The sequence below is a fragment of the Taklimakanibacter deserti genome, assembly GCA_003574785.1.
This window is the reverse complement of the sequence record QORU01000003.1, coordinates 482,171-496,193: the sequence shown is the minus strand read 5'-3', so window position 1 is coordinate 496,193 and position 14,023 is coordinate 482,171. Positions and strand designations below refer to the sequence as shown.

The window sequence follows — 14,023 nt, the reverse complement described above, 5'->3', positions numbered from 1 at the left end:
GACCTCCTGAGGATGAGCAATGTCGGCGTCACTGCCATTTGCGCAGCGCTACGGGACCATTGTCGCCGCCCTAGCGACCGTGGGCAGTTGCGATATTGCCATGGGCCTGACGCTGCAGCTCTTGCCGCTGCTGATGGAGCAGAGGGGCGTTCCCGCCTGGATCATGGGACTGAACGCCGCCATGGCGCCGCTCGGCATCATGCTCGGCGGACCGTTCCTGCCGCGCATCGTTTCGCGCTTCGGCTCGAAGCCGGTCGTCTATGTCAGCATCGTCATGATCATCGCGACGCTGGCGGCGTTCAAGCTGTTTCCCAGCATCTGGTCCTGGTTCGCCATACGCTTCGTTTTCGGCATGTCGGCCGGCACGCTGTTTACGGTCAGCGAGGCCTGGATCCTGAGCGGCGCCGATGACCGCAATCGTGGCCGCGTCAGCGGACTGTATACGAGCCTTCTCGCGATCACCTTTTCGGTGGGCCCGCTCATACTCCCCTTGACCGGTCTCGACGGCTGGATGCCCTGGCTGATCGGCATGGCCTGCGTGGCGATAAGCGCCGTCCCGCTCACTTTCCTCAAAGTATCGGAAGGTGCTTTCCAGCATGAGGAAGGGGCGGGCTTCCTCGCCTTCGTGCGGCGCGCGCCCATGCTGCTCTTCGCCGTCGGTACGCTGACCTTCTTCGATGCGGTGATGTTGTCCTTCTTCCCGATATTCGGTCTGCGCTCGGGGCTCCTCGTCGAGCAGGTGACACTCATCCTCGGCGTCGCCATCATCGGCAATGCGCTGCTGCAGTTACCCATCGGGCTTCTCGCCGACAAATGGTCGAGGCTCGGCGTGATCAGGCTCTCCGCGGTGATCACGGCGCTCCTTGCCCTGGCGATGATCTGGACCATCAACTCCTGGCTGATCTGGCCGGTCATGCTCGTCCTCGGCACCAGCGCTTTCGCGATCTATACGATCGGCCTCACCATCCTCGGCGACAATTTCACTGGGCCTGACCTTATCGCCGGCAGCGCCGCCTTCGCCGCGATGTGGGGCATTGGCGGCTTGTTGGGACCGCCCATCGCGGGTGCCGCGACCGATGCCTTCGGCATCGACGCGATCCCGCTCACTGTCTGCCTGGTCTATGTCCTTTTGCTCATTTGCCTTGCCTTCACCGGCGGCAGATTCATACGGAGCGCCGCTCATGGATAGGCGCTGGATCAACCTCTTCGCCGCCCTCGCCGCGATCACCGTCTTCGGCTTCGCGCTCGGCCTCATGTTCCCGCTGCTGTCGCTGGTGATGGAGAAGAACGGCGTGTCGCCGAAGGTCATCGGCTACAACACCGCGATGCACCCGTTCGGCATTCTGCTGGCGGGCTTCGTCGTTCCACAAATGACGCGGCGCTTCGGCACCAAGCCGGTGGCGATCACCGCCGCCCTCCTCACCGCGGCAATGATCGTCACCTATCCCTTCATCCCGATCTACTGGGGATGGTTCGCGATGCGCCTAGTCCAGGGCTTCGCGGTCGCGATCCTGTTCACGGTCAGCGAGGCCTGGCTGGTCGAGGCGGCGGCAGGACCGGCACGCTCGCGCATCATGGCTGTCTATACCGGCGTTCTCTCCCTGAGCTTCGGCCTTGGGCCGGCACTCATCAGCCTGACCGGCGTCGACAGCTTCCTGCCTTTCGCCATCGGCGCTCTCTTCCTTGTCGCCGGCACCGTGCCGATGTTCTTCTATCGTCCGACCGAGGCCTTTGCGCCCGATCGGGAGTCGAGCGCTCTCACTATCTTCGGCTTCGCCCGACTGGCCCCGATCCTCCTCGTGGCCGTCGGCATGTTCGCCATCATCGATGTCGCCAATCTCGGTCTCTTGCCGGTCTATGGCGTCAAGAAGGGCGTGAGCCAGGCCACCGCATCGCTGATGCTTACCGCTTTCATCGTCGGCAATGTCGTCCTGCAATTCCCCATTGGCTGGATCGCCGATCGTTGGAGCAAGCGCGGCATGATGTCGGTCTGCGCCATCGTCACCGCCTTGAGCAGCGCGCTGATCCCTTGGGCTTTCGGGACCTGGCTCATCTGGCCGGCCCTCGTCGTCACCGGCGCCGCCTCGGCCGGCATCTATACGCTGGCGCTCGCCGAATTGGGCGAACGTTTCTCCGGCCACCAGCTGGTCGCCGGCACGGCCGCCTTTTCCACCATGTGGGGCGGTGCGGCGCTTTTCGGCGCGCTGCTCGGCGGCTGGGCCATCGAGCGTTTCGGGCCTGACGGCCTCCCCTATGCCACTGCCGCGGTCTTCGCCGCCTTCATCGTGATGATCGCGGCGCGCACCTTCTTCAGCGCACGAGCCCCGAAGCGGATTTGAGATTGTCGTAGATGCGCCGCGCCATGGCGCCCATTTGCGGCATCAGCGGATAGGCTTCGGCGCTCACTTTGGCATAGGCGCCGGCACCGAGTTCGCGCTCGAGGGCGGCCATGAAGCTCGGCAGCGATTCCCAGCTTGCCACGGTCTGGGCCGAGAACTCGGCATGAAACTGCAGGCCGAGCGCATGATCGTCGATGGCGATCGCCTGCACCGCCGCCCGCGGCGATGCAGCGAGCACCGTGGCCTCCTTCGGTGGCGTCTTCACTTCCGCATGATGCCACTGCATGACCTTGTAGCTGCCGCGCAAGCCCTCGAACAGGCGATGACCTCGCGCTGCGCCATTCACTGTGACCTCGTGCACGCCGACTTCGCTCTCTTGTGCGAGTCCGACCTCGCCACCCAGCGCCTTGGCCAGGAGCTGATGGCCGAGACAAAGGCCGATATAGGGTTTGCCGCGTTCCGCCACCCATTCGCGAATGGCCTGCATCTCGCCCTTGAGCCAGGGATTTTCCTCGAGCTCCCACACATCCATCGCCCCGCCCAGGACGAACATCAGATCGAAGTCCTTGAGCGGCGGGATCTCCTGGCCCTCCCAAAGCCTGACCGATCTGGGCCGAATGCCGTCCTCGATGAAATAATCGAGGAAGCGGCCCGGCGTGTCGTGGTCCATATGCTGCAGGACAAGCGCTTGCTTCACCGGATGCCTCCCCTCACCGGCGGCAGCACCAGGCTCTTCGCCCGGCATTGCCGCTTCTCATTGACGCCACAGGATTGCAGATTGCCGTCCTTGCCGAAGCATACGCGCAATTCGGCAAGGCGCGCGGCGCCCCGCGAATTGCCGCACTGGACCGACAGCATGTCCTCCCTGAGGCCGCGATTGGTCTTGACGAAGTCGCTGACCAGCTCCTCCGGCGTCGTCATGATCACCGCCCGGGGCGAGAGATAGCGTGCCGGTATGCGCAGCTTGGTGAAAAGATCGCGCGTCAGCCGGAAATAACCCTTCATCCTGAGGCCGGAGCAGCCGCCATGCTTCCTCCATTCATGGATGATGAGCTTCTTGGACGGCATGATATCGAGCATCGCACCGATGATTTCGTTGGGGACCCACTTCTCGCGCAAGGTGCAGTCCTCGGGCCACCCGCGCTCATATTGCGGCCACAAGCCATGGACGACGAAGGCATAGGCGCGGCCGGTGCCGCATTGCTGTGGGTCTCCCTGGCCGGCCTCGGACCCGCAATAGGTCGGCGACCAGGACAGTGACAGAGCGTAGTAATCGAATTGGCCGGGAACCGGCCCACGGGCCGAGGCGACGGAGGCTAGCGCGAGACTGGCGACAGCGAGGAGACAGGCAGCGAGACAAGGGCGGCGAGGGGCGGCCGGGCGTTGAGCTGTGCTTCTGGGCAGGTGTCGGCGACTGTTTGCCATGTCGGCACGTTCTGGTTCATCTGGCATTGGGAAAGCTTGCCGCGAATGCAGGCGATCTGTCCGAGGACAAAAACCTGGCCGTTGGCCCGGCATGTGCAATTATGCGCTGCGGCCTCTCCGGCGGAGACGGCCACCCCGGCGATCGCCAGAGTGACCGCAAGGAGATAAGAGCGACCTACCCCATGCCGCCAGCATAGCACAGGCGGGCGGCTTGCGGAAATCGCCTCTCAGAGAAGCTGCAACTCGACGGCCTGAGGTCCACGGCCGCGCTTGTCCGGCTGGACCTCGAAGCTGATTCTCATGCCCTCGTTCAATTCGGGGATGCCCGAGCGCTGAACGGCGGTGATGTGCACGAACACGTCCTTGCCTCCCCCTTCGGGCGACACGAAACCGTAGCCCTTGGCTTGGTTGAAAAACTTAATGGTGCCATTCTGGCGCATGCGGTGAAAACTCCTTGACCCGTTTCCTCAACTGACCTGTGACGGAATGTGGACTTCCGAATACAGGAGGCTCAGCTCGTCAAAACGGCGGGAAGGGCAGGTGCGGACGCATATCCCATGCGCCGTAGACAGTCTTCACCGGGTTCGAATGCTTTGCCCGACCGGCTTTGCACTTCTGCAAACCGGCGCGCGACTATGCCGCAAGGCCGGTTTTTCGGCAAGGCTCATTTAGCTCGGCCGGCCGGCAACCAAATCGTGTCTTAGCGCTTGCCCGATTGGCGGCCCTGCCCTAACTTTCTGTTACAACTTCGAGAGGCGTCGATGCGGTCGATCATGAGGCTGGCGGTTGGGGCGGCTGTTCTATTGTCAGCCTTGGGATCGCAGCAGGCGCTGGCGGCGCCGGCTTTCAGCACCAGATATGTCTATTACAAAGTCTCGGGCGACAGTGCTGCGGGCGTCTATATCTCGATGCTCAAGCGCGGTCCGCATGTGAAGGGCGCCAAGGCCTATGCCGCGACCTTGATGGAATCATCCCAGCGCGGCAAGCTCGAGCTCAAGAACAGTTGCCGGATCATCGACTATCAATACTCCGCCGATTTCACCATCCGCCTGCCGAAACTCGCCAATGCAGCGGCGCTGTCCGCCAGTGCCCGCGCGCGCTGGCAGCAGTTCTCCTCCTTCCTGCGCAAGCACGAAGAGACGCACCGTTCGATCTGGATGGGATGCGCCAACGAGATCCAGACGCGGGTGAGCGCCTTGCGCGGGCGCAGCTGCGAAGAGGTCGACAGGAAGGCCCAGGCGATACGCGAGGAGGTGACGAAGGCGTGCAACCGCAAGCACATGGCCTTCGATGCAGCCGAGCAGAAGCGGCTTGCCAAGCATCCCTTCGTGAAGATGGTGATGGCGCCGATCTACAAGCCGAGCAAGGTCACGACGACCAATCTTGCCTCCAAGAAGCGCAAGAAGTCGGCGGCGCTGTTCAACTAGCTAGATGCTTTGCTCACTGCTGGTAAATGTCGGGCGTTCCGGCGCCGGCGATCTCGTCTTCCTCGAAGATCTCCTGCGGATCGGCGGGCAGCACGGTGACGCGCGTGCCGATCGGCGTCATGCGATAGACCTCCACCACATCCTGGTTGAGCATGCGGATACAGCCGGAAGACATCGCCTTGCCGATCGATTTCGGCGCATTGGTGCCGTGGATACGGAACAGTGTATCCTTGCCGTTCTGGTAAAGATAAAGCGCTCGGGCACCCAATGGATTGTCCGGACCGCCGGGCTGGCCGTTCGCCCATTTCGCCGCATTGGGATCGCGCGCCACCATTTCCTTGGGTGGATTCCAGGTCGGCCACATCTGCTTGGCGCCGACCACGGCCTCGCCCGACCAGGTGAAGCCTTCACGTCCCACTCCGATGCCATAACGGATCGCCTGCTGGCCCGGCAGGATCTTGAACAGGAACCGGTTCTTGGTGTCGACAACGACGGTGCCCGGCCATTCATGGCCCAGATATTCGACTGTCTGGCGGCGGAATTCCGGCGGGATCTTCTTCAGATTGACTTGCGGTATCGGAAAGGAATCGACCGTACCGTCGGTCGTGCCCATATTCTCTTCCTGGGCAGAGCCTGCAGTGCTGGCGAAAGCCACGCCGGCGCCGGCCATGAGAGTCCGTCCAAGAAACGAACGCCGCGTAATAAATCTGGCCAATTGATCCTCCTCCGCAACCACTTGTCCCGCCCTTAACGCGCAAAGGTGCTCAATGGTTCAATAGCCTGAGACATCGCGCGGATTTTGACTCTCTGATGGCTTTATTTTGGCGAGTCCGAGCGCCTGTTCCGGTGGAATCGGAGCAGATGCTCGGGCTCTTTCATTCACACATCGGCTTGCCCGAAGACCGCTCACACTTTTCGGACCGATGCTCCGAGCACACGCCCCGCCACAGCATCGAGCTTGCGCAGAAGTTCCGGATCGCGCTTTTCCGGTGCCGTTATGACCGCATATTCCAGTGCCCGGTCCGAACCGACTCGGCAGGACGGATGCTCGCGGGGAAAGTCGCGCGCCAGCCTGGTCACGAAGCGGCGCGCATTCTCGCTGTTGCCCTTGAGCACCTTGAGGATCGACATGATATCGACCTCGCCGTGATGCGGATGCCATGAATCGTAATCCGTCACCATCGCCACGGTGCAATAGGTGAGCTCGGCTTCACGCGCGAGCTTGGCTTCGGGCATGTTGGTCATGCCGATGACGCTCAAGCCCCAGGACCGGTAGAGCTGAGATTCCGCCAGTGTCGAGAATTGCGGCCCCTCCATCACCAGATAGGTGCCGCCGCGCGCATAGGGTATGGCCTCCGCCTTGAGCGCCGCTTCGGCCAGGTCCTGCAGCGTCGGCGACACCGGATAGGCGAGCGAGACATGCGCGACGCACCCCGTTCCGAAGAAGCTCTTCTCACGCGCAAAAGTGCGATCGATGAACTGGTCGATCAGCACGAAACATCCAGGCTCCAGTTCCTCGCGCAGCGAACCGCAGGCCGACAGCGACACCACATCGGTGACTTGGGCGCGCTTCAATATGTCGATATTGGCCCGGTAGTTGATCGTAGTGGGCGAGAAGCGGTGACCGCGGCCATGGCGCGGCAGGAAGACCACCGGCAGCCCGTCGATCTCGCCGCGCCGCAGCTGATCGGAGGGTTCGCCCCAGGGCGATGTGATTGTCTCCCAGCGCGCCTCTGTCATCTCGATGTCATAGATGCCTGATCCGCCGATGATGCCGAGTACGGATTTCGTCATGAAAAGTCAGCTCCCGCCCGCAATGAGACGAAGGAGCATAGGAGATTCGCCGCCTTCCCGCTATTCGGCCGCAGCCGGCGCCTTGTGTTCGACGGGCTGGTGCGCATGACGGCCGAACCTCGCCTTCATCCTCTCGAGAGCGAGGAAGACGACAGGCGTGATATAGAGCGTGAGAAGCTGCGACAGCACGAGGCCGCCGGCGATCGCCACCCCCAAGGGCCGGCGCAATTCCGATCCCGCCCCGAAGCCGATGGCGATCGGAAGGGCGCCGAGGATGGCCGCGAAACTCGTCATCATGATCGGCCGGAAGCGTCTGAGGCACGCCTCGCGGATCGCGTCGTGCGCCGCAGCGCCCGCCGTCTGCCGCGCCAGCGCGAAGTCGATCATCATGATCCCGTTCTTCTTGACGATGCCGATCAGCATGACGATGCCGATGACCGCGATGACGGAGAGATCCATGCCCGCCAGCATGAGCGAGATGAGTGTGCCGATGCCTGCCGAAGGCAAACCCGACAGAATGGTCAGGGGATGGATGTAGCTCTCATAGAGAATGCCGAGAATGATATAGATCACGAGCGCCGCTACCAGGAGGAGGAAGCCCTGCCCTTTCAGCCCGTCGACGAAGACCTGCGCCGTGCCGGCGAAGCTCGCCGACACCGAATCCGGCAGATGCGCCGCCGCCGCTTCCTGATTGACCACGTCGACGGCCTGGCCGAGCGAGACGCCGGGCGCCGCGTTGAAGGCGATGGTGACTGAGGGCTGCTGGGCCTGGTGATTGATCGACAAGGGACCGGCCTGGCGCCGGCTCACCGTCACCTGATCGAGAGGGATTGCCGTACCGTTCGCCGATGTGACCGAGATCAATGACAGCGCATTGGGGTCGTTCTGCAGTTCGGCCGAGGCTTCGAGGATCACCGGATAGTCGTTGGCCGGGAGATAGAGTGTCGCTACCTGGGCCGTACCGAAAGCGTTGTTGAGCGTCTGGCGGACATCATCGACATTGACGCCGAGAGCCGCCGCGCGGTCGCGGTCGATATCGATGATGAGCTCGGGGTTGCTGAGCTCGAGATCGCTCGTCACGTCGCGCAGCTCTGGGCGCCGCTTCAGGCGGTCCACGAGATCGGGAGCCGTGGCGACGAGTGTCGCGAGATCGGCGCTTTGCAGCGTGTATTGGACATCGGCATTGGCCCGGCGTCCGCCGATCTGGATATTCTGCACCGCTTGGTAGAAGCCGTCGATGCCGGGAATGGCGGCCGTCGCGCGCTTGAGGCGCCGCGCCACCTGGTCTGCCGGCGCATCGCGCCGATCCATGGGCTTGAGGGCGATGAAGAGCCGTGAGGTATTCGCCGAGGCGCCGTTGCCGCCGGCGGTCGCGATCACATAGGCCACGGCCGGATATTTGCGGATGATTGCGCTGGCCTGGCGGGTCTTGTCTTCCATGGCGGCAAAGCCGGTATTGGGCAGCATTCTCAGCGTTGCGGTCAGATAGCCCGTGTCTTCGGTCGGGAAGAAGCCTTTGGGCACCACGATATAGAGCCACACCGAGACCGCGAGCGTCGCCAGCGTGACGAGCAGCATGAAGCCCTGGAAGCGCAAGGCCAGATCGAGGGTGCGGCGATAGCCGCTCTCCATCCAGCCGAATACCCCGTCGGAGGCGCGCGCGAGCAGGCTCTTGCCGGCCTCATGACCTTCCGCCCGCAGCAATCTTGCGCCGAGCATCGGCGTGAGCGTCAGCGACACGAAGCCCGATACCAATATGGCGACCGATATGGTGACCGCGAATTCGCGGAAGATGCGTCCGACGACTCCCCCCATGAACAAGACGGGAATGAAGACCGCCACCAGCGATACGGTCATCGACAGGATGGTGAAGCCGATCTCGCGCGCGCCTTCGATCGCCGCCATGAATGGCCGCGCTCCCGCCTCGATATGGCGCACGATGTTCTCCAGCATCACGATGGCATCGTCGACGACGAAGCCGGTCGCCAGCGTGATGGCAAGCAGCGACATGTTGTCGATCGAATAGCCGAGCACCGCCATGACGGCGCAGGTCGCGATCAGCGATACCGGGAGCGCCAGCACCGGGATGAGCGTGGCGCGCACCGACTTGAGGAAAGCAAAGATGACCAGCACAACCAATGCGGCCGCGAGCAGCAAGGTGAATTCGACATCGGCGACCGCATTGCGGATCGACACCGAGCGGTCATTGGCGACATGGACCGAGATCGCCGCCGGCATCTGGCTGCGATAGGTGGCGAGACGCGCGTTGACCTGATCGACCACGTCGATCGTATTGGCGTCAGGTTGACGGAACACGGCGAGGATGATGGCGCGCTCGTCATCGATCCAGCTTGCGGTCTGCTCATCCTGGGCACCCGTGCGGATGGTCGCCACATCGCCGAGCCGTACCGGCTTGCCGTCCCGCCAGGCGATCACCAGTGGCCGGTAGTCGTCGGGCTTGGTGAGCTGCGAGGGCGCATTGAGGGTGAGGTTCCGGTTCTGGCCGCTCAAGGCGCCGATGGGTGCGTTGGAATCGGCGGCGGCCACGGCGGTTCGTATGTCGGTCAGGCTCAAGCCCCGGCTTGCCGCCAGCCGGGGATCGGCCTCGATCCGCACCGCGCGCTTCTGCTGGCCGAAGACCGAGACCTGGGCAACGCCTAATATTTGCGAGATCTGCGGCGCCAGCACATTCTCGGCATAATCATCGACATCGGTCAAAGGCAGGCTCGACGATGCCAAGGCCAGGAGCAGCACCGGCTGATCGGCGGGATTGACCTTCCTGAAGCTCGGCGGATCGGTCATTTCGGGCGGCAGGCGGCGTGCGGCGACGCTCAACGCCGACTGGACATCGAGGGCGGCGGCGTCGATATCGCGGTCGAGATCGAACTGCAGGATGACCGAGGTCGACCCTTGCGTGGAGGTCGAGGTCATCGAGTCGACGCCGGGAATGGTCGAGAACTGCCGCTCCAGCGGTTCGGCCACCGACGAGGCCATGCTCTCCGGGCTGGCGCCGGGCAAGGTGGCGGTTACCTGGATGGTGGGAAAGTCGATGCGCGGCAGAGCCGCGATCGGCAACTGGCGAAACCCTGCAATGCCGAGCACCACGAGCGACAGCATCACCAGCACCGTCATGACCGGCCGCCGGATGCACAGCTCGGAGAGCGACATCTTATTCTCCCGCCATCGCCTGCTTGACGGAAACGAGCGCGCCGTCGGTGAGGAGCAATTGCCCGTCGGTCACGACACTGTCGCCTTCATTGAGGCCTTGGGCGATGACCGTCATGCCTTTCATGCTGCGCGCCACGGTCACGGGCTTGGCATGGGCGCGCCGCTCGCCGTCCACGGTGTAGACATAAGGGCCCTGCTGATTGGTCTGGATCGCTTCATTGGGAACCGCGAGAGCATCGGCCTCGTCGCGGAAGACGACATCGGCATTGACGACCTCGCCCGGCCACAGCACCGGCGGCTTGTTCGCAATCGTAGCCAGCGCCGTCACCAGACCGGTCGCGGCGCTCGCCGCATTGTCGATGACCGTGACGGCGCCCTCGAGCTTGTCGGATCGTCCCGGCACCGTCAGGCTGATCTTCGCCCGGCCTTGCGCCTTGTCCTCGGCCAGATCGGCGATCATCCCTTGGGGGATTCCGACAGCCACGTAGATCGGGTCGAAGACATTGACGGTGGCGATCGGGCTGGCCTGGGCGCCCGCCACGATGGTCGAGCCGGGCTTCGCCGGCACGGTGCCGATGCGCCCCGTTACCGGCGCACGGATCGTGTAGTATTCGCGCTGGACCTCGAGATTGCGCAGCGACGCCTGATCGGAAGCGAGCGTCGCTTGCGCGAGATCGAGCGTCGTCTGGGCATCGGCGGCATTTTCCGGGGTCTCGAACTTGTTCTTGAGCAGGCGGTCGATGCGACCGAGATCGCGTTGCGCCTTCTCGATATTGGCCTTGTCCTTGGCGATCGTGGCCTGCGCCTGTTCGATTTGAGTGTCGATCAGCCGGGCATCGAGCGCGATCAGGATGTCGCCCTGCCGGACATCGGCGCCATCGGCAATGGCGACATCCGACACGATCCCCGAGACCTGCGATGTGACGGTGATCGACGCCACCGGTTGGATCGTGCCGATGGTCGAGAAGATCACCGGCAAGGTCATCCGCCGGGCCTGGCCGAGCACGACCGGTATCGCCGCATCCCTCACTTGCCGCGACCGGGCCGCATCCTGCGCCTCCGCACCCCGCATGAGCGGACCGCTCTGCCAATAGACGAGAACGCCGGCGGCGACCGCCAGGAAGAAGCCGAGCAAGAGCGTCATGCGCTTCATGGGACGTGCCATCTCATTCCGCCGCGATCGTCAGTCCGTCGGGCTCGGCCTTGACCTGGCGTTTAAGGACGTGGAGCACGCCAAGTGCCGCAGCGAGCGCGGCCTGATCGACGTCCCGCAGCACGTCATGCGCCACCTCCTCGCGGAAGCTGTCGATCTTCAGGGCCAGGTTCCTGCCCGCCGGTGTCAGATGGAGACGGTTGAGGCGGCGGTCACTCTTATCGGCGCGCCGTTCCACAAAGCCTTGCTGTGCCAGCTTGTCGACGAGGGCGGAAAGGGAGATCGGCCGCATCTCCATCTCATTTGCGAGCTCCGCCTGGGTCGCGCCCTCATTGCGCCTGAGCTTGGACAAGAGGCGCAGTTGCGCGCCGGTAAGGCCGAGCCGCCGGGCTCTGCGGTCGACGAAATGACGCAGATGCCGCGACGTCTCGATGAGCGTGCTGAGGAATTCGCGTCTCAGAGAACGGTTCGTCGCCATCGCTCGTAAGCCTCCTGGTCATCAGGTGGCTTACGAATCGGGCTGCGCCGTGGCGGTTCGCTTAAAGTTTGGCAATGTGAGGTGCAAAGAAAATGGCCGGAGAATCTCCGGCCATTTCATCCGCCCTCACATTGAATTCAGTGATCGACCCTGGCCCACACCCGCTGCTTCACGAGATAGAGCAGCACCGCCAGGACGGCGAGATAGATGACCGTCGCGAAGCCCGTGGACTTGCGCTCCTCCATCTTGGGCTCGGCCGCCCAGGCGAGGAAGGCCGAGACGTCGCGCGCCATGTCGTCGATCTTGTTCGGCGCCCCGTCATCGAAGGTCACCTGGCCGTCAACGAGCGGCGGCGCCATCCCGATCCAATGGCCGCTGGCAAAATACGGGTTGAAGTGCTTGCCCTCGGGGGCTTCCTTGGCGAGCTCGGGCGGCGCCTGCTCGAAGCCGGTCAGTACCGAATAGACATATTCCGGTCCGCCGATGCCGTTGACCAGCTGGTTGAAGGTGCCGTACCAGCCGGCCCGCGACTTGGTGATGAGCGACAGATCGGGCGGCAGGGCCCCGCCATTGGCGTTGCGCGCCGCCTGCTCATTCGGGAAGGGCGAGGGGAACCGATCGGAAGGAAGGCCTGGACGGTCGAACATTTCGCCGTCCTCGCCCGGCCCGTCCTTGACCGTGAAGGTCGCGGCCAGCGCCTTGACCTGTTCCTCGGTGAAGCCCGGGCCGCCCGGCTCGTCAAGGTTGCGGAAGTGCAAGAGCCGCATGGAATGGCAGGCCGCGCAGACTTCCTTATAGACCTTGTAGCCGCGCTGCAGCTGGCCCTTGTCGAAGGTCCCGAACGGCCCCTCGAAGGAATAGGAGATGTCCTTGGCGTCCTTCTGGCCTTCGGCGGCGAAGGCCGGCACGGCGATGAGAGCGAAGGCCGCGGCAGCGAGTGTCGTGAAGAGCTTCATGGGTCGTTTCTCCAGATCACTCGGCGGGCACGGCCTTGCCTTCCGGCAAGGCGGGTTTCTTCTTGGCGAGCACGTCATCGGAGATCGACGACGGCAGCGGCTTCGGCGTCTCGAGCAGGCCGAGCAGCGGCAGGATCACCAGGAAGTGGAAGAAGTAGTAGAAGGTGAGCAGCCGCGAGAAGGTGACATACCATCCCTCGGGCGGCTTCGAGCCCAGATAACCAAGGCCGATGCAGGCGGCGACGAAGAGCCAGAAGAACACCTTATAGAGCGGCCGGTAGGTTCCCGAGCGCACCTTGGACGTATCGAGCCAGGGCAGCACGAACAGGATCAGGATCGAGCCGAACATGGCGATGACGCCGCCGAGCTTGTCGGGGATGGCGCGCAGGATCGCGTAGAACGGCAGATAATACCATTCGGGCACGATATGGGCCGGCGTCGACAACGGGTTGGCCGGCTCGTAGTTGATGGCGTGGCCGAGATAGTTGGGCGAGAAGAACAGGAACAGCGCGAAGAGGATGAGGAACACCACGATCGCGAACGAGTCCTTCATCGTGTAATAGGGGTGGAACGGCACCGTGTCCTGTCCCGATTTCACGCTGACGCCGGTCGGGTTGTTGTTGCCCGGCACGTGCAGCGCCCAGATGTGCAAGCCGACCAGGCCGGCCAGCACGAAGGGCAAGAGATAGTGCAGTGAGAAGAAGCGGTTGAGGGTCGGGTTGTCGACCGCATAGCCGCCCCACAGCCAGGTGGTGATCGCCTCGCCGACGAAGGGGATGGCCGAGAACAGGTTGGTGATCACCTTGGCGCCCCAGAAGCTCATCTGGCCCCAGGGCAGCACATAGCCCATGAAGGCGGTCGCCATCATGACGAGATAGATGAGGACGCCGATGATCCACAGGACTTCGCGCGGCGCCTTGTAGGAGCCGTAATACATGCCGCGGAAGATGTGGATATAGACGGCGATGAAGAACATCGACGCGCCGTTGGCGTGCATATAGCGCAGGAGCCAGCCGTAATTCACGTCGCGCATGATGTGCTCGACCGAATCGAAGGCGAGCTCGGCCTGCGGCGTGTAATGCATGACGAGCACGATGCCGGTAAGGATCTGCACCACCAGCATGAGGGCGAGGATGCCGCCGAAAGTCCACCAGTAGTTCAGGTTCTTGGGTGTCGGAAAGTCGAATACCTGGGCTTTCACCAGCTCGACGATCGGCAGGCGCTCATGCAGCCATTTCTCTGCGGCGCTCTTGGGTTGGTAGTTCGAATGTCCGCCCATCGCG

At 63.4% G+C, this 14,023-nt stretch carries 13 protein-coding genes; 3 read left to right on the top strand and 10 right to left on the bottom strand.

Annotated features, from left to right (window positions below):
- Nucleotides 1–19 precede the first annotated feature (19 nt).
- Both DS839_RS08550 and DS839_RS08545 read left to right on the top strand, forming a co-directional pair.
- Nucleotides 20–1,189, top strand: coding sequence for an MFS transporter (locus DS839_RS08550; protein ID WP_119269859.1), 1,170 nt, complete (start codon nt 20–22; stop codon nt 1,187–1,189).
- Nucleotides 1,182–2,339, top strand: a complete 1,158-nt coding sequence (locus DS839_RS08545) for an MFS transporter (RefSeq protein ID WP_162918389.1) — start codon at nt 1,182–1,184, stop codon at nt 2,337–2,339. The genes DS839_RS08550 and DS839_RS08545 overlap by 8 nt, the downstream gene beginning before the upstream one ends.
- Here DS839_RS08545 and DS839_RS08540 read toward each other — a convergent pair.
- From DS839_RS08540 to DS839_RS08525, 3 genes are all read right to left on the bottom strand, one after another.
- Nucleotides 2,311–3,036 carry a type 1 glutamine amidotransferase gene (locus DS839_RS08540; RefSeq protein ID WP_162918388.1) on the bottom strand — a complete coding sequence of 242 codons (726 nt, stop codon included), beginning with the start codon at nt 3,034–3,036 and terminating at the stop codon, nt 2,311–2,313. The two genes, DS839_RS08545 and DS839_RS08540, sit on opposite strands and share 29 nt — an antisense overlap.
- Nucleotides 3,033–3,764, bottom strand: a complete 732-nt coding sequence (locus DS839_RS08535) for a ribonuclease T2 family protein (protein ID WP_119269940.1) — start codon at nt 3,762–3,764, stop codon at nt 3,033–3,035. The genes DS839_RS08540 and DS839_RS08535 overlap by 4 nt, the downstream gene beginning before the upstream one ends.
- 227 nt (nt 3,765–3,991) lie before the next feature.
- Nucleotides 3,992–4,204, bottom strand: coding sequence for a cold-shock protein (locus DS839_RS08525; RefSeq protein ID WP_119269856.1), 213 nt, complete (start codon nt 4,202–4,204; stop codon nt 3,992–3,994).
- A gap of 321 nt (nt 4,205–4,525) precedes the next feature.
- On the opposite strand from DS839_RS08525, the gene DS839_RS08520 reads away from it, so the two are divergent.
- Complete coding sequence (locus tag DS839_RS08520; protein ID WP_119269855.1) at nt 4,526–5,191, top strand: DUF922 domain-containing protein; 666 nt, start codon at nt 4,526–4,528, stop codon at nt 5,189–5,191.
- Between the two features lie 13 nt (nt 5,192–5,204).
- Here the strand turns inward: DS839_RS08520 and DS839_RS08515 are convergent, their stop codons facing one another.
- From DS839_RS08515 to DS839_RS08485, 7 genes are all read right to left on the bottom strand, one after another.
- Complete coding sequence (locus DS839_RS08515; protein ID WP_119269854.1) at nt 5,205–5,861, bottom strand: L,D-transpeptidase; 657 nt, start codon at nt 5,859–5,861, stop codon at nt 5,205–5,207.
- A 236-nt stretch (nt 5,862–6,097) separates the two neighbouring features.
- On the bottom strand, nt 6,098–6,985 hold the full coding sequence (locus tag DS839_RS08510; protein WP_119269853.1) for an S-methyl-5'-thioadenosine phosphorylase: 888 nt from the start codon (nt 6,983–6,985) through the stop codon (nt 6,098–6,100).
- 60 nt (nt 6,986–7,045) lie between these two features.
- Nucleotides 7,046–10,153, bottom strand: a complete 3,108-nt coding sequence (locus DS839_RS08505) for an efflux RND transporter permease subunit (protein WP_119269852.1) — start codon at nt 10,151–10,153, stop codon at nt 7,046–7,048.
- Between the two features lies 1 nt (nt 10,154).
- Nucleotides 10,155–11,306: an efflux RND transporter periplasmic adaptor subunit gene (locus DS839_RS08500; protein ID WP_162918387.1), complete on the bottom strand. Its 1,152-nt coding sequence runs from the start codon at nt 11,304–11,306 to the stop codon at nt 10,155–10,157.
- 13 nt (nt 11,307–11,319) lie between these two features.
- Nucleotides 11,320–11,784, bottom strand: coding sequence for a MarR family winged helix-turn-helix transcriptional regulator (locus tag DS839_RS08495; RefSeq protein WP_119269850.1), 465 nt, complete (start codon nt 11,782–11,784; stop codon nt 11,320–11,322).
- A 137-nt stretch (nt 11,785–11,921) separates the two neighbouring features.
- Nucleotides 11,922–12,740 carry a cytochrome c1 gene (locus DS839_RS08490; RefSeq protein WP_119269849.1) on the bottom strand — a complete coding sequence of 273 codons (819 nt, stop codon included), beginning with the start codon at nt 12,738–12,740 and terminating at the stop codon, nt 11,922–11,924.
- A gap of 16 nt (nt 12,741–12,756) precedes the next feature.
- Nucleotides 12,757–14,019: a cytochrome b gene (locus tag DS839_RS08485; protein ID WP_119269848.1), complete on the bottom strand. Its 1,263-nt coding sequence runs from the start codon at nt 14,017–14,019 to the stop codon at nt 12,757–12,759.
- Between the last annotated feature and the right edge of the window lie 4 nt (nt 14,020–14,023).

Coding starts and splice junctions, on each gene's coding strand:
- DS839_RS08495 (WP_119269850.1), bottom strand. CDS start 11,784: ATGGCGACGAACCGTTCTCTGAGACGCGAATTCCTCAGCACGCTCATC.
- DS839_RS08510 (WP_119269853.1), bottom strand. CDS start 6,985: ATGACGAAATCCGTACTCGGCATCATCGGCGGATCAGGCATCTATGAC.
- DS839_RS08520 (WP_119269855.1), top strand. CDS start 4,526: ATGCGGTCGATCATGAGGCTGGCGGTTGGGGCGGCTGTTCTATTGTCA.
- DS839_RS08500 (WP_162918387.1), bottom strand. CDS start 11,306: ATGAAGCGCATGACGCTCTTGCTCGGCTTCTTCCTGGCGGTCGCCGCC.
- DS839_RS08505 (WP_119269852.1), bottom strand. CDS start 10,153: ATGTCGCTCTCCGAGCTGTGCATCCGGCGGCCGGTCATGACGGTGCTG.
- DS839_RS08485 (WP_119269848.1), bottom strand. CDS start 14,019: ATGGGCGGACATTCGAACTACCAACCCAAGAGCGCCGCAGAGAAATGG.
- DS839_RS08550 (WP_119269859.1), top strand. CDS start 20: ATGTCGGCGTCACTGCCATTTGCGCAGCGCTACGGGACCATTGTCGCC.
- DS839_RS08535 (WP_119269940.1), bottom strand. CDS start 3,764: ATGGCAAACAGTCGCCGACACCTGCCCAGAAGCACAGCTCAACGCCCG.
- DS839_RS08545 (WP_162918389.1), top strand. CDS start 1,182: ATGGATAGGCGCTGGATCAACCTCTTCGCCGCCCTCGCCGCGATCACC.
- DS839_RS08515 (WP_119269854.1), bottom strand. CDS start 5,861: ATGGCCGGCGCCGGCGTGGCTTTCGCCAGCACTGCAGGCTCTGCCCAG.
- DS839_RS08525 (WP_119269856.1), bottom strand. CDS start 4,204: ATGCGCCAGAATGGCACCATTAAGTTTTTCAACCAAGCCAAGGGCTAC.
- DS839_RS08490 (WP_119269849.1), bottom strand. CDS start 12,740: ATGAAGCTCTTCACGACACTCGCTGCCGCGGCCTTCGCTCTCATCGCC.